Below are 17,499 nucleotides of genomic sequence, written 5' to 3'. Positions count from 1 at the left end.
AGCTCATGAAAACTTGCCCGTTTTTGCCAGTTTTTCAGATCGCTCCGCGCAAAACTTTCTTCGAAATATCAACGGGTTGCGAGGCACAGACGCAGAAAAACCCGGCTGATTCGCGCCACTCCGGCGACCAAGCCCCTTACCCCGCGCACCAGGTGCGCATTGCGCCGCCGATACGCCGTCGCAACCCCGCCCCATAGCCACCCTCAAGGGAGGAGAAGACAGGGAAGGGACAGGGAGAGCGAAGCGGAGGAGACAGGGGAGCGCGCGACGCTGCATTTGCGTGTCACACCCGCCGCGAGTCATATCCGACGCCGAACGGTCGCAGTGTGCCTGTCGGAACTGATTCGCAGTGATCTGCGATCCCCGGCACGGCGAACGCCACCCGCACCCCCCGCGACGACAGCGCCAGCCCCATGCCCTGCCCGCGCCTATTCGGCAAAGCCGTGCGCGTCGCACGTAGCATGCCCCGTGCCACCCTACCCTTGGGGGATGCACCACGGCGGCACACCACGCTACAGGCACCAAAGCCTTGCGCTTCAAGGGGTTTGCCCTCGCCTGCCCTCCTCCGGCCGCTGCGCCCTCCGCGGCATAAAGCCTAGCATTGCCAATGGGTTGGAACCCTCCCCCGGGGTTAGGTTCTTCGGGGGGTGGGGCCGGCCTCCGCGGGTGCGCGGCAGCGCGATATCCGCCCCTTTGAGGGGCTTTTGATTTTGCGCTGCGGATTCGTATTCCAGGGCGCCTTTCCTCGCTTGATGAGGTCGACGTCGCCGATCTCAGGTTGCAATCCGAATGGCGAAATGCCCTCGACCCCCGGGGATACAGCACCAATAGGTTGAGGGCCCCGCATTATGCGCATCGTGAAAAGCGGGAAGGATCTGCAGCTGATTGGCCGCTTCGCCGGGATGGCGGAGATCCTGGCGAGTGAGCGAGCGCGCACTGAGCTGCATCGCGGCGTGGTGGATGCCGGCCGCAAGATCAAGACCCGAGTGCAGAAGGCCGTGGCGCACCAGATGGCGCTGCGGTCGGGCAACTACCAGAGCTACGTGGTGGCCGGGACGCGGGGCATCCCGCGCCGGGAACTGCTCGCCTTCGACATCTTCGGCGTGAAGGGTGGAACGGACATCGAAGAGTACCGCGGCCTGCGTGCCGTGGCGCGATCGAACCGCATGAACCTGGGCCGCCGCGGCATCGAACGCGGCACAGTCAGGTCGAGCGTGTGGAACAACCCGCGTGTGTTCAAGCGGTCGTTCGCGACTGACAGCGGGTTCTATGCGTTCCGGCCACCAGAAGCTGGCACGACCAGCCAGGCACCGAAAATCCTCTGGACCTACGGGCTGAAGGAGAACCAGCCGCGCGGCGCCAATGGCCGCTTCGCGTCGACGAACGTCCAGTACGGCAAGGTCCGCCGGCTGTTCGGTCCGTCGCTCATGAAGGAAATTCCCGAGGATGAATCCCTCGAGATCTTCATGAGGGAGGGGCCGGTATTCCTGCTGCAATCCGTCGAAAAGCGACTGACCAAGCTGATGAGGTTCTGATGGTCACCAAGCGGAAGCCGGCGGACGTGCGCCGCGACGATCTGAGTGGCATCAGCCTGAGTTCTCAGGGCATGGCGAAGCATCTCGGCATCAAGACGCGGTGGCTGCAACAGCTCGTGAAAGAAGGAACGATCCCAGCAATCGGCCGTGGTCAGTTCGACCCGGATATGGCGACGGCCGCCTATTGCGAGTTCCTTCGCGCCAGCGCTGAGAAGAAGGTCGCCACCGGGTCTGTCGATGACTGGCACACAGAACGCGCGCTCGATTTTCGAATGAAGCGTTTGCAGAAGGAAGGCGAGCTCATCCCCCTCGATCTTGCGGATGCCGTCACGCAGGGGCTGATCGCCGATTTCATCACATGGCTTCAAGGTCTGCCGGCCGAGATTTCGAGCACCCCGGCGGAGAGGCAGCGGCTCAATGGCATCATCGACAAGGGCCGACTACGATTGGCCGATCGCGCGGCAAAACGCCAGCAAGCTCTACGAGTCGGCAATTCGGCTATGGCAGCCCAAGCCCCAGAAGACGCCGCCTGAATGGGCGGCCGAGAACCGCGTTCATAAATCCTCGACTGGCGTGCCGGGGCCCCGCGATCCTTACAAGACCCCCTACATGATCGCGCCGGCGCTGGCCGCGCACTCCCGGCTGCATCGGCGCATCGTCGTGGTGGTCGGCGCGCAGATGGGCAAGACCGAGACGATGCTCGACATCGCCGGCACGCGCCTCGCCACGTCGCCGGTGCCGATTTTGTGGGTCGCCCCTTCGGAAGGCTTCATCCGCAAGCGGCTATCCCCGCGCATGGACGACCTGCTCGAGAACACGAGCCTCGCTAGCTTGATGGCGCCAAGTCGGATGCAGATGAAGACCGCGCGCATTGTAAGCGGCGTCTCTCTGCGCATGGCCCATGGCGGATCCAGCGGCGAGCTGAAATCAGATTCGATCGGCTTAGCGCTCACCGACGAAGCCGACGAGATGATGGCCACGCTGAAGGGTCTCGGTAACCCGGTCGCGGCGGTGGACGCCCGAGGGTACACCTATGCGGACTTCGTCCACGTCATCACGTCGACGCCGAGCGAGGGGGTTGCCGAGGTGGAGAGGGACGAAGAGAGCGGCCTCGACTTCTGGTCCTGCCCCGAGGATGAGGAAGAGCTGCAGGCGCAGGTTCAATCGACGATCTGGCGCCTCTGGCTCAGCGGAACGCGCTATCACTGGGCTTGGCCCTGCCCGCATTGCGCCGAGTATTTCATCCCTCGGTTCGAGTGCCTGAAGTGGGAAAAGCCGAAGGGTAAGGACGGAAAGGAACGGCCCTCGACCCCGGTCCTGGCGGGCAAGACCGCATACCTCCAATGCCCGCAGGGGTGCGCCGATCCCATCCTCGAGTCGCACAAGGAGGAGATGAACCGCCGCGGCGTCTACGTGGCGCCGGGGCAGCGCGTCACCTCCGACGGTATCGTGCACGGCCTACCGCCGGAGAGTTGGACGATCAGCTATTGGGCGTCTGGCCTGTGCTCGCCGTTCGTATCGTTCGGTCAGCGCGCCGCCGAGTATGTAGAGGCAGTTCGATCCGGCAATCCGGGCGACGTCCAGACCGCGAAGAACGCGGGGTTCGGAGAGCTTTACGCGCCGGGCGGCGGGGACGTGCCGGAGTGGAAGGAGGTCCAGAACTGCGCGATCGACAGCTACAAGATGGGGGTTGTCCCAGCGGGCAGCCGCGTGTTGACCATGACCGTCGACGTGCAGAAGGATCGTCTCGTCTTCACCGTGCGTGCATGGGGCGCGTTCGGAACGTCCTGGCTGGTGGACGCCGCGGAGTTGATGGGCGCGCCAGAGGACGAGGATGTCTGGGCGCAACTCGCCGACATCATCACCGACCCGAAGGCCTATAGCGGCATGCCGCTCAAGCTGGTGCTGGTTGATTCAGGCTTCCGCCCCGGCAAGCCGTACATAGTTCCCGAACATCGGGTCTATGCTTTCGCACGTCGGTTCCCCAACCTGGTACGCGCCACCAAGGGCTCGTCGCGCCCAATGCGCAAGCCGATCTCCGTGAGCAAGATCGACATCAAGATCAATGGCAAGGAAATAAAGAAAGGCATCGATCTCGTCTTTCTGGACCCAGATTATCTTAAATCTTGGGTTCAGCAGAAGGTGAGATGGCTGCACAACACGCCGGGATCTTGGTATCTTCCGAAGGACATCACGGAAGACTACTGCCGACAGATCGTCGCTGAAGCGCGCACGGTGGCTCCGAACGGCAAGGTAAAGTGGGCTCGACGCTCAAGAGAGAACCACTTCCTCGACTGCGAGGCCATGCAGGGCGCGGCCCTCGTGATGCTCAACCTCTCCAAGCTGCGCGACGGGCCGCCGCTGATTAGGCGGGCCGCCGCCGATCCGCCCCCCGACGTCCCGCCTCCATCCGGAACTCCGCCAGCCTCGCCTCCCCGGCAGGGGGCGCGGCGGTCCTCGAGCTTTTGGGGAGGCCGCAAAGAGAGCTTCTGGTAATGCCCGGCATCGACATCGACGTTCTATCGCCGGCCGATAAGCGCGAACTGCTGCGAGACCTCACAGAGGCCTACTACCTCGGCGCCACACGTGTCCGGTTCCGCGAGCGCGACGTCACGTACCGGTCGATCGAGGAGATGAAGGCGATCATCACCGACCTCGAGGCCGCGATCGCCGGCAAGCCGAAGCGGCCCCAGGTCGTACTCACCACGTTCCGGAGGGGCGTCTGATGACGAACCTTCTGGATAAGGCGATCGGCTACTTCAGCCCGAAAATCGGAGCACAGCGTGCAGCGAACAGGCGACGGATCGCCCTCCTCGAGGGCACCCGTAGATACGAAGCTGCCGGTCGCGGACGCATCTCGGCATACTGGCACGGCTCATCGGCTGGCGCTGATGCTGAGATCGGAAAGGCAGGGCAGCGCCTTCGCGACCGGTCGCGCGATCTTGTCCGCAATAATCCGCTCGCGGCAAAGATCGTAACGTCGCACGCGAACAACATCACCGGCTTCGGCATCAGGCCGCGGGCGAAAGTCGAAGGTGACGGCAAGACCAAGGATAAGGCCAAGAAGGTCAACGAGCTCTTCGATGAATGGTCGAAGGTGTGCATAACTGGCGGCGCCATGGATTTCTATGGCGCCCAGTACATGCTCACCAGGATGATGGTGACGGACGGCGAAGCGTACCTCCGCAAGCGCAGCCGTCGCCCGTCGGATGGATTGCCGGTCCCGCTGCAGCTGCAGATCCTCGATTCCGAATACTGCGACTGGAGCAAGACGACGGCGTCCGACACGGGCCATGAGATCCGGCAAGGCGTCGAATTCGATCTGATCGGCAATCGAGCCGGCTACTGGATGTTCCCCCGGAACCCGAAGGACATCCTCGGTTGGGGCACCGGCACGGCGCTGGCGAGCAAGTTCATCCCCGCATCGGACGTCGCCCACATCTACCGCCCCGATACCAACCAGGTGCACGGCGTGCCCTGGATGGCGCCGGTGATGAACGACATCGACAACCTCGCTGACTACGAGCTTTCGGAGAACATTCGCAAGAAGACCGAGGCCGCCGTCGTTGGCTTGGTCATTCCCGCCGACGACAACGCCGACGATCCCAACATCGGCCTCCTCGACCCTGCCGACGGTAAGGAAAAGGGTGCGCCGATCGAGGACTTCCAGGGCAACCCATTCGAAACTATGGAGCCCGGGTCGTTTGCGATCCTGCGCGGCGGCAAGGACGTGAAGTTCAACACGCCCGCCATCTCTGCCGGCATCGAGGCCTACATCAGGACCCGGCACCGCACGATCGCCGCCGGCGTGCTGCTGCCTTACGAGCTGCTGACGGGGGACTTCAGCCAGGCGAACTTCGCGTCCGGCAAGTTGGGTCTCCTCGAGTACCAGACCTTCGTGTCCGCCGTGCAGTGGCACTTCATGATCCCACCGGTGCTTCAGCAGGTCTGGGAGTGGTTCATCGCCGCCGCAAAGGACGCAGGGAAAATCCCTCGGGCCTGGAAGATCGGCGTGGAGTGGAACCCGCCGGAAGTCGAGAGCATCACGCGCCTCGACGATGCCCGCGCCGATCTCATCGAGATGCGGATGGGCAAGCGCTCGCCGCAGGAGGTCATCGGCAAAACCGGTCGGGATCCCAAGGAGGTGCTGCAGGAAATCGACGAGTGGAACACCGCCGTCGACCAGACCTCGAGCAAGGTCATCCTCGATTCCGATCCACGGAAGGTCACCAACAACGGCCAGTTCCAGATGGAGCCGGGAGGCAAGAACGGAGACGGCAATGCCGGCACCCAATGAGAAGGAAATTCGCATCCCGAAGGGCTTCGGTGCCGTCGAGGTGCGCTCTGACACTCTGAACGTCGATGATCGTACCGTCGAGGTCTGCTGGACCACTGGCGCGAGGGTGAAGAGGTACTCCTGGGATGAGGGGTACTACATGGAAGAGCTTGCCGTGGACAATAAGGCGATCCGGATGGACCGCTTTGGCGCCATGGCACTGCTCGACACGCACGAAAGCTGGTCGATGGATTCGCGCCTTGGCACGGTGGTGCCCGGCAGTATCCGCATCGACGGCGGCAAGGGCTACGCGACGATCAAGTTCTCGCGGAAGCAAAAGGCGGAGGAGATCCTGCAAGATCTCCGGGACGGGCATCCGGTCTCCATCTCGGTCGGCTACAAAATCCACCGCTACGAGAAAACCGAAGGGTCCGACGGCCAGCTGCCGATCCTTCGTGCGACCGACTGGGAGCCCATGGAGCTGTCAGCGGTCCCGGTGCCCGCGGATGCCGGCGCCTACTCACGATCGCAGCCCAGCGGCGACGACTACGACACCGTCCTGGTTCGCCAGGACACCCCCATTGGCGCGGCGCCCGCCGCTACGAAGAAGGACTCCATCATGAACAAGCGCGACGCCGCCAAGTCCTACAAGGGCGAGAAGCTGGACGCCCTGGCCCTCGGCGCCGGGATCACCCGCAACGCGAACGAGACCGACGAGGCGCTGAGCGTGCGCCTGCTGGCGGCCTACGACGCCGAAGACGCCGCGGCCCGCGCCACCGAGGAGGCGCAGCGGCGCTCTGCCGAAGAGGCCACCCGCCGGGAGCAGGAGGAGGCCGCGCTCCGCGCCGCCAGCGCCACTGGTATTGGCGGCCTCGCCCCTCTGCAGCCTGCGGTCACGCAGGCGCAGGTTGAGGAGCAGTCCCGCACGGCGGTCGCCAATGAGCGTCGGCGCGTGCGCGAGATCGAGGAACTGGCGCGCTCTGCCGGTATCGCCCTCGACGACCAGCAGGTGCGCACGGCCATCGATACCGGCACCACGATCGAGGCGTTCCGCAACACGGCGTTCGACGTGATGATCGCACGTCAGGCGCAGACGCCCACCTTCCCGCACGTCTCGACGCGCGGCGGGCGCGATGCGCAGGATACCATGCGCCGGCTCGCGGCCAACGGCATCATGCATCGCCATGGCCTGGCACCGACGCTGGAGGCCGGTGCGAACGAGTACCGCAACATGACGCTCGTCGACCTCGCCCGCGAGTGTCTGGCGGCGCGCGGCGAGAGCCCGCGTGGGGCGGCCATCGACATCGTCCGGCGCTCGCTGAATGCGTCTACCGACTTCCCGATCATCCTCGGCGACATTACCCGCCAGACGATGATGAATGCCTATACCCTCGAGCAGGAGCAGAACACCTTCCAGCTGATCGGAAGCCGGAACGTGCTCCCGGATCTGCGCGAGGTGAAAGTGCTCGAGATGGGCAACGGCCCCGAGCTCGAGGAGATCACCGAGAAGGGCGAGTACAAGCGCGGGACCGTCCGCGAGAGCGAGGAAGGCTTCACCATCAGCCACTACGGCAAGGTGATCGGCCTGACCGAGAAGATCATCATCAACGATCAGCTCGGAGCCTTCTCCAACCTCATCGCGAACTGGGGCCGCGTGGTGGCCCGCCTTGAGGGCAATATCACTTGGGGCGTCATCATCAGCAACAAGAAGCTGAAGAGCGACAACACGGCCCTCTTCCATGCCAACCACGGCAACCTCGCCGCGGCCGGCACCGCGCTGGACAAGGCCAACCTGATCGCGGCCCGCAAGGCGTTCCGTCTCATGAAGGACATCGACGGCCAGCAGATCTCGCTCGCCCCGACCTACGTGTTCACCGGCACCGATCTCGAGGTGGACGCCCAGACCCTCATCCAGGGTATCACCTCGCCGACCACCACCGACCAGATCGTGCCCCAGGCGATCAAGTCGATGCAGCCGGTCTACGAGAGCCGTATCGATGGCCTGTCCGCCAAGGCCTGGTTCCTGTTCGCGTCGCCGGCCGCCACGCTCGGTCGCGGCCTGCAGTACGCCTACCTCGCGGGCTACGAGACGCCGCGCACGATGGAGCGTCATGGCTTCGACTATGACGGCGTCGAGTATCGCCTCGACCACTACTTTGGCGCGGGCCTGACCGACTACCGCTTCGCCTACAAGAACCCGGGCCTCTGATCGGGGACCCCGAACAGAGCTGATGCGCGCGCCGGCCTTCGGGCCGGCGTTTCCATTTCCAGCAAGGGAGATATCCCATGAAGAACTACGTGCAGCCCGGGAAGACGCTCACCCTGCCGGCCCCGACCGGCGGCGTCATCGGCGGCAAATTCTACAAGATCGGCGGCATCTTCGGCGTGGCCGTCTACTCTGCGAACGAGGGCGAGTTGTTCGACCTCGAGACCGGTGGCGTGTACGACCTCGACAAGACCTCGGCCGAGGCGTGGACCGTCGGCGCCACGATCTATGCGACGGCCGCCGGCGTCATGACGACCACGGCCACCAGCAACACCAAGGTCGGCGTCGCAACCGCTGCGGCGGCGAACCCGTCGGCCACCGGCCGGGTGCGCCTGAACAGCGACTTCTGACCATGAGCATTTTCGACCGCCTGGATAGAAGCACGAGCCGGGCGGTCGATCGGGTCAATGCGATCGCCTTCAGGATCGATCCAACGCAATCGACGCCGAACGGCCGGCCGCAGCCTGACCCGACCCGGATCACCATCACAGGGTACGGCATCTTCGATTTCGTCTCGGTCGAATACGGTGTGCAGCTTGGTGTGCGTCGATCCTACCGGGAGGCGAACGATCTCCGCGCGCTCCAAGTTGGCCGAGATCCGCAACTCTCGATCGACCGCCGCTATTTCGACAACGCCACTCAGCGCGAGCCGCGGCAGGGCGACATCGTCACGTTCACCAAGAACTGCGAGCTGCCCAAGTTCGAGGTGGTGTCGGTGCAGCGCGATGGCCTCTCCCGCTTGGTGCTGGAGATGGCAATGATCGGAGGCCAGGTATGAGCATGCTCCGCACGGTCGCACGGCTGGCGGTCGTCCATGCGCTCAACAACTACCTCAAGGAGCCTTGGCCGACGCTGGCCGGCAGGAACATCTTCGATTCCAAGATCGAACCGATCGAAGACATGGCAGCCGACCGGGCCTTCCCCTGCGTTGTCGTCTACACCGACTACGACAAGGACCACTGGACCAAGGGGTCCATGTCGCACAAGGACCGCCTGCTATCCGTGACGATGGAACTGCTTGTCGTCCAGATGGAGCAAGACAAGAAGAAGCCGAACACCTATCGCGCCGGCTGCCCGCTGACTGACAGTGAGATTGAGCAGGATCTCGACGATCTCGAATCCCAGATCCTCTGGGCGCTGAATGCCGGCTCACTGGCGAGCGATGCCTTTAACGCGATCTGCCCGAACCTCAACACCACGATCAGCCGGCGCGGCGCGTCGGTGGAGGGCGGCCAACGGCTGGCGGCGCGACAGATCACCACCGAGATGAAAGCGTCTCGTGAGCCGCTCATGGGCACGCTCATGAAGCCCGTCGAGGCCTTCCTCGCCGAGCTCGAAAAGCACGCCGACTACGGGCCGCGAGTGGCGATGATCCGTCAGGGCCTCACCCGGGGCGCTGGCGCCACCGCCTACGAGCGGGAGATGCGAAACTTCGGCTATTCGCGCCAGGTCATGGATGCGCTCGGCATGCCGGCGAATCCAACCATCGTGCTGCCGCCGGCGATCGACTTCACGCTCCTATCGGGAGGTGAGCCATGAACTATGAGGTCGCCCTCGCTCGGCTAATCACGCAGGTTCAGGCGCTGAGCAAGCAGGTGGCTCGGCTGCAAGTCCGCCAGAACAACATGATCCGCGACGGCAAGGTGATCTCCGTCGATCTCGAGTCCGGCGTTGCGATCGTCGATGCCCAGGGCGTGAAGAGCAAGCAGTCCGCTTGGCAGGCGCAGGCCGGCGACATCGTCGAGTGGATACCTCTGAGCGCCGGCCAACGGGTGGTGCTGATGAGCCCGAACGGGGACATGGGGCGCGCCTTCATCATCCCCGGCGGCTACACGAACGACGTGCCGCAGCCGGACAATACTGCCGGCCAGAAGACCACCAAGGTCGGCAACGTCACCATCAAGCACAACGGCAGCAGCCTCGAAATCGGCGTTGGCGGCGCGACCTATCGGTTCACCGAGGGGATGCTCGAGATCAGCAATGCCGGGCTGGCGGCGTCTGGCGGCGCCATGACCCACAACGGCCGGAACATCGGCGACACCCATCGCCACATCGAGGTGCAGGGCGGCGACGACATCTCTGGTCCGCCCCAGACGAGCCCCTGAAAGGAGACGACGATGCGGAAATACTACTATGCCCAGGTCGACGGCTTCATTGCCGGCGCGATGCGCAAGAAGGGCGACCCGGTCGGCCCTCTGACCGAGCGCGAGGCGAAATACCCGGAATTGGCCGGCCTGCTGGGACAAGACCCCCCGGTGGTCGGGGCGGTCGAAAGCCCGCCCAAGCCTGAGCCCGACCCGGCGATGCTTGAGCGGAAGACGCGCTGATGGCGAGGGTCGGCCTGGACGCCAAGACAGGCCAGATCCTCTCCGGCTGGTCGCATTGCGTTCAGAGCATTGGCAAGATCCTCACCACGGAGATCGGTGAGCGCGTGCAGCGCCGCAAGTTCGGTTCGAACGTGCCTGGCCTCATCGACAAGCCGCAAAACGAAGAAACCATCATCAGCTTCTACGTCGCGGTGGCCGAGGCGCTTCAACCCCGCCTGGTGGAGGGCCGCCAATACGGGGAGCCGGGCTTCGTCCTGATGCGCACCAGCATTGATGCGAGCACCCCGGGGCACGTCATCCTGCTGATAAGCGGAGTGTTCTTCGAGCGGGGGCACCTGGGGGATTACAGCAACCCGTCCCTGCAAGAGATCGCCTACACCATCACGCCGCAGCTGCTGGGCGTCACCGTCGAGGCCGTCACATGAGCCGTTTCATCGCACCGGACTTGTCGCAGCTTGGCGATGTTCCCGCCGTCGTCCCGGTCAATTTCGAGGACATAAAGTCGAGCCGCGACGCCTATCTCGTCGAGGCGCTGGCACAGCGCGGCATCGTCTACGATGTGACCGGCCTTGAAACCGACCCTCTGGTGATCGCCTACAGCGAAGGCGGTGGCTACCAGGAAGCGCTGTTCCGCCAGCGCGTCAACGAGTCGATCCGGGCACTGTCGCTCGCCACAGCGCTCACCGGTGACCTCGATCATATCGGCGCCACCAATGCCGGCATCGGGAGGCTTGTCTACGACAACGCCCCTGACGACCAGCCGCCCAATTCGCAGTGGGATGCGACGCTCGGCAAATGGGTGGAGCTCGACTCCGTCTTCCGCGAGCGCATCAAGCTGGCCTATGAGGCGTTCAGCACGGCCGGGCCGGAAGGCGCCTATGTCTTCCACGCCCTGGAACTCGATGGTGTGCGCGACGTCGCCGACGCGGTGGTGTACTCCGAGGAGGACGAGGCCACCTACAGCGATACGCTGCACGCCGACGCACATACCGCCGGCAAGCGTTCCACCCCGTTCGCCGGCCGCGACGAGGGTGACCCGGTGCTGGCGCCAGAGGCGCTGGTGGTGGTGCTGCCAACCCTCTCCTATGGCGATGCTGACCAGCCGCTGCTGGACCGTGTATTCGCGGCGGTGACGCCGGAAGATGTCAGGCCGCTTGGCGACAATGTTCGCATCGAGGCGGCGACCGTCACCGACTACGACATCGCGGTCATCCTCTACTACGCGCCGGGTGCCGACACCGCGACGATCGCGGCGGAGGCAAAGACTCGTCTCGAGACCTATGCAGCGGCCCGCCGGCGCATCGGCCTTTCCGTGCAGCGCGAGGTGATCGGCGGACGCGCCGCCATCGACGACACCGTGACGGTGGTGATCACTGAGCCGGCGACCGACATCGAGCCTGGCCCGAAGGGTGCGGCACAGGTCGGAACGGTCACGGTGACCGCCGTCCAGACGCAGGGCACCTGGGATGACGATTGAGACTGAGATTGCCGCAGTCGCACCTATCGCCGATGCCATGCTGCCGGCAAACGCAACGCCGCTCGAGAAGGCGATCCTGACTGCAGAACTCGCACGGCTGGCCACGGTCGACCCGAGGGTGATCGCGACCATCTGGAACCCGGCGACGTGTCCGGTGGTGCTGCTGCCGTGGCTTGCTCAAGCCGTGTCCGTGGACGTTTGGTCCGACGGCTGGTCGGAATCTCAGAAGCGGGCGGTGATCGCCGCCTCCCCCATCGTACATCGGCTGAAAGGCACCCTAGGCGCCGTCAAGCGGTCTTTGGCGGCGTTTTCTCTCGATACCAACGTGGTCGAGTGGTGGGAAGACGATGCGCGACGCGGAACCTTCCGTGTCGAGATCAACTACCACGACGGCAGTCCGATCTTTGATCCCATTTTGCAGGGCCAGGCTATTACCGCGGTGCGGTCGGCCAAACCGAAAACTCGGGTGTTCACCACGCGGGCGGTCCTCGGCGCGCGCGGGCCGCTCTACGTCGGCGGCTATGCCCGCACGCAACTCCTCGCCGTGGCACACCCGTTCGTCTTCGATGCCACCGTTCTGCGCGCCACGACAAGCATGGCGGCAACGGCGGCCACATTCACGTCTGCCACGGCCCACCCGCGCGCCCCCTGATAGAGGCTCAATATGCCCCAGACCTCGTTTGCGATCCTGACCAACATGGGCAGGTCGAGAGAAGCCGCAGCCCTGGCCGCCGGCACAACGGTGAACATCACGCATATCGCCATTGGCGACGGTGCAACGGTCCCCTCCGGCGGCGAGACCGCGCTCTATCATGAGGTGGCGCGCAAGACGATTTCAGCCAGCGGCACGGTGGTGGGCACCTCGAATGTGGCCTTCTTCGATGCGTTTCTTGAGGCTGCCGAGGGGCCTTACACGATCAGGGAAGCAGGCCTGATCGACGACGCTGGCAACCTAATCGCCATCGCGCACTACGATCCTCCTATCAACAAGCCGATCCCCTCCTCAGGCCAGACGGTTGAAGGCACGGTCCGGCTCGAGGTGGCGTTCAGCGACCTCGCGAATGTGACCATCGTAGTGGACCCCTCAATGATGATCGCGCTCCAGCGGCTCACGACCTTGCCCTGGATTCCTGTGGTGTCGACGACGACTGCCTCCCCGCCGAGCTCTCCCCCAATCGGCTCAACCTACCTGATCCCGACCGGCGCAACCGGGGCCTGGTCGGGGCAGGCCGGCAAGATTGCCCAGTATACGACAGCCGGATGGGCAATCATGCCCCCCCGAGATGGTCATGGCATCGGCTTGCCGGATGGGCGCATCTATATGCGCATCAACGGCTCGTATGTGCTGCTGGCGTGGCGAACACTCCTGACCGCCGACACCACCTTCTATGTCAATGCGTCGACCGGAAATGACGCCAACGACGGACTTTCACCTGGCAGTGCCGTTGCGACCATCACCGAAATGGTTTCAAGGCTCCATTCTCGCTATGATCTGAACGGCTTCACCGCAACGGTTCAGGTCGCGGACGGCACCTATACGAGCGGCCCGCACGTCTATGGCCCGTTCGTAGGGGCCTCGATGGCCCGGTCTGTGATCATCAGGGGAAACCCGAGCACACCCGCCAACTGCGTCGTTGCTCCCGGCGCCTATGCGTCGTTCATGGCCGCGAACGGCGCCTTCTATAAGGTGAACGGCTTCAAGGTCGGTAAGACCGCGGTCGATCCCGGCACTGGCGTGGACAATGCCTGCATCGTTGCGAACGGTGGCGGCACGATCTACATGGAGAATATCGATTTTTCGACCTCCATCGACCGACACATCAACTGTGTGAACGGCACCGTCTATGTGGACGGAAACTACCGCATCACGGGCGCTGCTGGCCGCCATATATCTCTGGCACATGGCGGCATGATCGAACATGACAGCTCGACCAAGACAGTGACCATCACTGGAACTCCGGCCTTCTCTGACTACTTCGCCTCGGCAACTGGCATTTCCCGGATGTTCATCAACAACTTCACGTTTTCGGGCGCCGCCACTGGCATCAGGTACTTCGTATCGACGAATGCCCTCATCGATACTTCGAGCGGTGACCCGAACTACCTGCCCGGCAACGGTGCGGGTAGCTCTCAGAGCGGAGGTCAGTACGTCTGACCTCCGCGAAGATTATGTTCACGCTCGAAAAGATCAAGAAATTCATCGACAGATGAACTCCTGCGGAGCACTTCGTTCAGTGCGTCGGGATCCATGTCCCACCACGATGAATGCAGCAAGCGCGAAATAGTTGGCGGCGAGAATCGATAGCGGATAATCCGCATTGGGTTCCCAACAACGACCGAATACGGCTCGATGTTTTTCGAAACGACTGTTCCGGCTCCCACTATAGCGCCGGTTCCAATATCAACGCCGGACAGCAGAATTGCATTGGTCCCGAGCCATACATCATGACCTATGGTGATGTCACCCTTGCACCGCGGGGTCTTTTCAATCTGATGCAAAATAGTATTCGTCGATAAAGACGCTTTTGGGTGCTCTCCACCAAGAATGAACGTTGTTCCCGAGGCGATAGAACAATAATTCCCAATGGAAACCTTGTTCCCAGCCCCCCAATAATAAACAGTCGGCGGGTTTATGTGGCAATTCTTGCCCACATAAACTTCGGGCTGCTCAAATGGAAAAGTGAACATGTGACTTCAACATCTCCGCAGTGACGGGAAAAGGCTCGTTCTGGCTATCTTCGGGTTCTGTGACGGCTGGAAGCGCCTGCAGATCGTGTGGCCTCATAAGCCCTATCAGAACTCAGTTCCAAAAATCCAACCCCGGCCGCCGCATGGCGGCTTTTTTGGTTTCACCTGGCCGCGGCAGAGGCCGAGCCGGGCCATAAGAGGAATCCCCCATGGCGGATCTGGTTCTCCACGGTCTCGAGACGACCGAGAACACCACTGGGCCGCGCCCGATCGAAACCATCGATACCGGCATCATCGCGCTCATCGGCACGGCGCCCGATGCGAACAGCGAGCTCTGGCCGCTCAACACCGTGGTGCCGGTCTATGGCGCCAACGGTGCCGTCGAGGGCCTCGGCGAGTCCGGCACCCTGCTGGACGCCATCGAAGGCATTTTCGACCAGGCCACCCGCGTGTCTCAGACCATCCTGGTGGTCCGCGTCGCCGCCGGCGGGACGCTGAACCAGACCTTCCAAAACATCCTTGGAAGCTCGACTGCCTATACCGGCGTGCACGCTTTCCGGCGTGCGCCGAACGAGCAGGGCCTCACGCCGAAAATCTTCTGCTCGCCCGGCTTCACCTCGCAGCGCCCCACCGACGGCGTCGCCTCTATCGCGGTGGGCACGGCCGGCAGCGATTATGCCGAGGCCCCGGCGATCAGCTTCACCGGTGGCGGCGGCGGCGCGGGCGCTGAGGCGGTGTCGACGATTACCAAGGGCATCAAGATCACGCTGGGCGCCGGCGGCACGGGCTACACGGTGGCGCCGACCGTCGTGATTGAGGCGCCGCCGACCGGGGGCGTGCAGGCGACGGCGACGGCTACCGTGGCGGCAGGCGCAGTCACCGGGATCACGGTCACCAACCCCGGGTCCGGCTACATCAACCCGCCAGCCGTCAGCTTCAGCGGTGCGGGCACCGGCGCTGTGGCAACCGCAGTGCTCTCTGGTCGCCTGACCGGCATCGTGCTCACCAAGAATGGCTACGGCTACGCCGCCGCCCCGACCGTGGTGATCGGCGCGCCGGCCGCGGGCGGCACGCAGGCCACCGCGACCGCCACGCTCGGCACCGCCGCCAACCCGGTGATCGCCGAAATGCTGCCGCTGGCGGCAAAGTTCCGCGCTGTGGTGATCAAGGACGGCCCCTCCACCACCACGGCGGCGGCGATTACCGACCGTGCCGACTACGACACCGACCGCCTCTACATCGTCGACCCGACGGTGAAGGTCTTCAAGGATGCGCAGGTGGTGCCGGAGCCGGTCTCGGCGCGCGTCGCCGGCCTGATCGCCCGTGTCGACTACACCGAGGGGTTCTGGGTCTCGCCATCGAACCACGTGATCGAAGGCATCATCGGCACGGGCCGACCGATCGAGCATTCGATCAGCGATCCTTCCGCCGAGTCCCAGCTGCTCAATCGAAACGCGATCGCCTGCGTGGTGCGGGCGCCGAGTGGCGGCTTGAAGCTGTGGGGCAACCGGGTCCCGTCCTCGGACAGCCTGAAGCTGTTCCTGCCGGTGCGCCGCGCGCACGACACGATCATCGATTCGATCGAACGCGCCTGCGAACCGTTCATCGACAAGCCCTTCAGCCTGCAGAACCTCGTCGACATCGGCGAGACGGTGAGTGCCGGCCTGCGCCGGTGGCAGGCGCTGGGAGCGACGCTCGGCGGGCGGGTCTGGCTGGACCCGACGCTGAACACCGCGGCCACCTGGGCGGCGGGACACCTCTACATCCACTACGACTCCGAGGCGCCGGCGCCGATGGAGCACATCACCTTCGTCTTCAATCGCAACACCGGCTATTACGACACCCTGTCTGCCGCCGCGATCCGCGAGATCGCCCGCATTGGCGGCACGGTCCTGTCCGCCGCGTGACCTGCACCCAAATCCCATAGGAGGCACGCGCGATGCGCCATATTCTGCAGGGCTTCACCATGTACATCGATACCCTCGACTTCGGTATCGACACCGAGACGGTCGAGCTCCCGCTGCCGATCCCGACGACGCAGGAATATCGGGGCGGCGGCATGGACCTCGCCGTCGAGCTGCCGATGGCGGCGATCGGCGCGCTGAGTATCACGGTCAAGATGTCGGGCCTGAATCCCGACATCATGGGTCGCATGGCCATGGCTCCTGGCACCACCCGCCGCATCACGTTCCGCGGCGGTGTGCTGCAGGAGACGGACGGTTCCATCGTCTCGCACGTCTGCGTCGCCGATGGCCACATCAACGGCAGCAGCCGGGATACCTGGTCGCGCGGCGAGAAGGTGGGGCTCGAGTTCGTCATCAACGGCGTGAAGTATTACCGCTACGAGGCCAACGCTCAGATTGTGCATGAGCTCGGCGCCTGGCCGCCGAAGCGCATCATCAACGGGGTCGACCAGTTGGCCGGTCTCAACGCGGCTCTCGGATACTGAGGAACCGACGAATGGACCAGGTGACACGGGCGCTCAGCCAGAAGGAAATGGATCGCCTCAAGCCGTTGCCGAGATTCACCGGAGAGGGGCCGGCGCGCACGCTGACGGTGCCCCTCACCTTCCCGGTGGAATACGATGGCGTCGTCTACAAGGAGGTCGTCATCCGCCGGCCAACGACGGGCGAATGGAAGGCGTATGTCCGGCGGGTGGAGGATGCGGTGCGCGAGCGCGGTCCGGCGGCCGAGGATGAAGTCGACATGTCGTGGCTCAGTGTGCCCGCAGTGGTCCTGAACAGCCTGGACCTCGCCGACGGCAACCGCGTGGAGGCGGGGCAGGAAGGTTTTTTCGCTCAGTCCGGGTTGCCGGACGCGGCGGCCAGCCAACCGACCTCCACATCCGAGGATGGCTCGCGGTAGCGATGGAGGTGATGGCGACGAGCCATGGCGGCGTCTCGATCGAATACATCGAGGGCCTGATGTTC

Annotated in this window: 19 protein-coding genes; 18 read left to right on the top strand and 1 reads right to left on the bottom strand. The window is 64.1% G+C overall.

The annotated features are described in order from the left end of the window. Positions 1 to 848 precede the first annotated feature (848 nt). From J2X65_RS17350 to J2X65_RS17280, 15 genes are all read left to right on the top strand, one after another. Positions 849 to 1,535, top strand: a complete 687-nt coding sequence (locus J2X65_RS17350; protein WP_310203295.1) for a hypothetical protein — start codon at positions 849 to 851, stop codon at positions 1,533 to 1,535. Then, the gene (locus J2X65_RS17345; protein ID WP_310203294.1) at positions 1,535 to 2,068 is read left to right on the top strand and encodes a hypothetical protein; all 534 of its coding nucleotides are present in this window, start codon (positions 1,535 to 1,537) and stop codon (positions 2,066 to 2,068) included. Before J2X65_RS17350 ends, J2X65_RS17345 begins: the two co-directional genes overlap by 1 nt. Continuing rightward, positions 1,953 to 4,031 (top strand): terminase gpA endonuclease subunit, encoded by a 2,079-nt coding sequence (locus tag J2X65_RS17340; protein WP_310203292.1) that lies wholly within the window; start codon positions 1,953 to 1,955, stop codon positions 4,029 to 4,031. Before J2X65_RS17345 ends, J2X65_RS17340 begins: the two co-directional genes overlap by 116 nt. After that, a complete protein-coding gene (locus J2X65_RS17335; RefSeq protein ID WP_310203290.1) occupies positions 4,031 to 4,261 on the top strand; it encodes a phage head-tail joining protein in 231 nt (76 codons plus the stop codon). Before J2X65_RS17340 ends, J2X65_RS17335 begins: the two co-directional genes overlap by 1 nt. Then, positions 4,261 to 5,832 carry a phage portal protein gene (locus J2X65_RS17330; protein WP_310203288.1) on the top strand — a complete coding sequence of 524 codons (1,572 nt, stop codon included), beginning with the start codon at positions 4,261 to 4,263 and terminating at the stop codon, positions 5,830 to 5,832. The genes J2X65_RS17335 and J2X65_RS17330 overlap by 1 nt, the downstream gene beginning before the upstream one ends. Further along, complete coding sequence (locus J2X65_RS17325; protein ID WP_310203286.1) at positions 5,816 to 8,020, top strand: prohead protease/major capsid protein fusion protein; 2,205 nt, start codon at positions 5,816 to 5,818, stop codon at positions 8,018 to 8,020. The genes J2X65_RS17330 and J2X65_RS17325 overlap by 17 nt, the downstream gene beginning before the upstream one ends. Positions 8,021 to 8,097: 77 nt before the next feature. Beyond that, entirely contained in the window at positions 8,098 to 8,427 is a 330-nt protein-coding gene (locus tag J2X65_RS17320) for a DUF2190 family protein (RefSeq protein ID WP_310203285.1), read from the top strand. A 2-nt stretch (positions 8,428 to 8,429) separates the two neighbouring features. After that, complete coding sequence (locus J2X65_RS17315; RefSeq protein ID WP_310203284.1) at positions 8,430 to 8,855, top strand: hypothetical protein; 426 nt, start codon at positions 8,430 to 8,432, stop codon at positions 8,853 to 8,855. Next, a complete protein-coding gene (locus tag J2X65_RS17310; protein WP_310203283.1) occupies positions 8,852 to 9,616 on the top strand; it encodes a hypothetical protein in 765 nt (254 codons plus the stop codon). The genes J2X65_RS17315 and J2X65_RS17310 overlap by 4 nt, the downstream gene beginning before the upstream one ends. Beyond that, the gene (locus J2X65_RS17305; RefSeq protein WP_310203282.1) at positions 9,613 to 10,182 is read left to right on the top strand and encodes a hypothetical protein; all 570 of its coding nucleotides are present in this window, start codon (positions 9,613 to 9,615) and stop codon (positions 10,180 to 10,182) included. The genes J2X65_RS17310 and J2X65_RS17305 overlap by 4 nt, the downstream gene beginning before the upstream one ends. A 12-nt stretch (positions 10,183 to 10,194) precedes the next feature. Then, positions 10,195 to 10,404 (top strand): hypothetical protein, encoded by a 210-nt coding sequence (locus J2X65_RS17300; RefSeq protein WP_310203281.1) that lies wholly within the window; start codon positions 10,195 to 10,197, stop codon positions 10,402 to 10,404. Then, positions 10,404 to 10,829 (top strand): baseplate assembly protein, encoded by a 426-nt coding sequence (locus J2X65_RS17295; RefSeq protein WP_310203280.1) that lies wholly within the window; start codon positions 10,404 to 10,406, stop codon positions 10,827 to 10,829. Before J2X65_RS17300 ends, J2X65_RS17295 begins: the two co-directional genes overlap by 1 nt. Beyond that, complete coding sequence (locus J2X65_RS17290; protein ID WP_310203278.1) at positions 10,826 to 11,881, top strand: baseplate J/gp47 family protein; 1,056 nt, start codon at positions 10,826 to 10,828, stop codon at positions 11,879 to 11,881. Before J2X65_RS17295 ends, J2X65_RS17290 begins: the two co-directional genes overlap by 4 nt. Beyond that, positions 11,871 to 12,533 carry a phage tail protein I gene (locus J2X65_RS17285; protein ID WP_310203276.1) on the top strand — a complete coding sequence of 221 codons (663 nt, stop codon included), beginning with the start codon at positions 11,871 to 11,873 and terminating at the stop codon, positions 12,531 to 12,533. The genes J2X65_RS17290 and J2X65_RS17285 overlap by 11 nt, the downstream gene beginning before the upstream one ends. A 12-nt stretch (positions 12,534 to 12,545) precedes the next feature. Beyond that, positions 12,546 to 14,036, top strand: coding sequence for a phage tail protein (locus J2X65_RS17280; RefSeq protein ID WP_310203273.1), 1,491 nt, complete (start codon positions 12,546 to 12,548; stop codon positions 14,034 to 14,036). Here the strand turns inward: J2X65_RS17280 and J2X65_RS17275 are convergent. After that, positions 14,024 to 14,569 carry a CatB-related O-acetyltransferase gene (locus tag J2X65_RS17275; RefSeq protein ID WP_310203271.1) on the bottom strand — a complete coding sequence of 182 codons (546 nt, stop codon included), beginning with the start codon at positions 14,567 to 14,569 and terminating at the stop codon, positions 14,024 to 14,026. The genes J2X65_RS17280 and J2X65_RS17275 overlap by 13 nt on opposite strands. A 209-nt stretch (positions 14,570 to 14,778) precedes the next feature. Here J2X65_RS17275 and J2X65_RS17270 point away from each other — a divergent pair, with 209 nt between their 5' ends. Genes J2X65_RS17270 through J2X65_RS17260 form a run of 3 tightly spaced genes read left to right on the top strand, consistent with a single transcriptional unit; the run spans position 14,779 to position 17,434 of the window. After that, positions 14,779 to 16,476 carry a phage tail sheath subtilisin-like domain-containing protein gene (locus J2X65_RS17270; RefSeq protein ID WP_310203269.1) on the top strand — a complete coding sequence of 566 codons (1,698 nt, stop codon included), beginning with the start codon at positions 14,779 to 14,781 and terminating at the stop codon, positions 16,474 to 16,476. Between the two features lie 32 nt (positions 16,477 to 16,508). After that, the gene (locus J2X65_RS17265) at positions 16,509 to 17,018 is read left to right on the top strand and encodes a phage major tail tube protein (protein WP_310203267.1); all 510 of its coding nucleotides are present in this window, start codon (positions 16,509 to 16,511) and stop codon (positions 17,016 to 17,018) included. 11 nt (positions 17,019 to 17,029) lie between these two features. Beyond that, entirely contained in the window at positions 17,030 to 17,434 is a 405-nt protein-coding gene (locus tag J2X65_RS17260) for a phage tail assembly protein (protein ID WP_310203264.1), read from the top strand. The last annotated feature ends 65 nt before the right edge of the window (positions 17,435 to 17,499 follow it).

This window comes from Ancylobacter sp. 3268, from assembly GCF_031456575.1.
In the GTDB taxonomy this organism is placed as follows: Bacteria; Pseudomonadota; Alphaproteobacteria; order Rhizobiales; family Xanthobacteraceae; genus Ancylobacter.
Note: the sequence above shows the minus strand (reverse complement) of the source record. Positions and strands in the feature narration are given on the sequence as shown.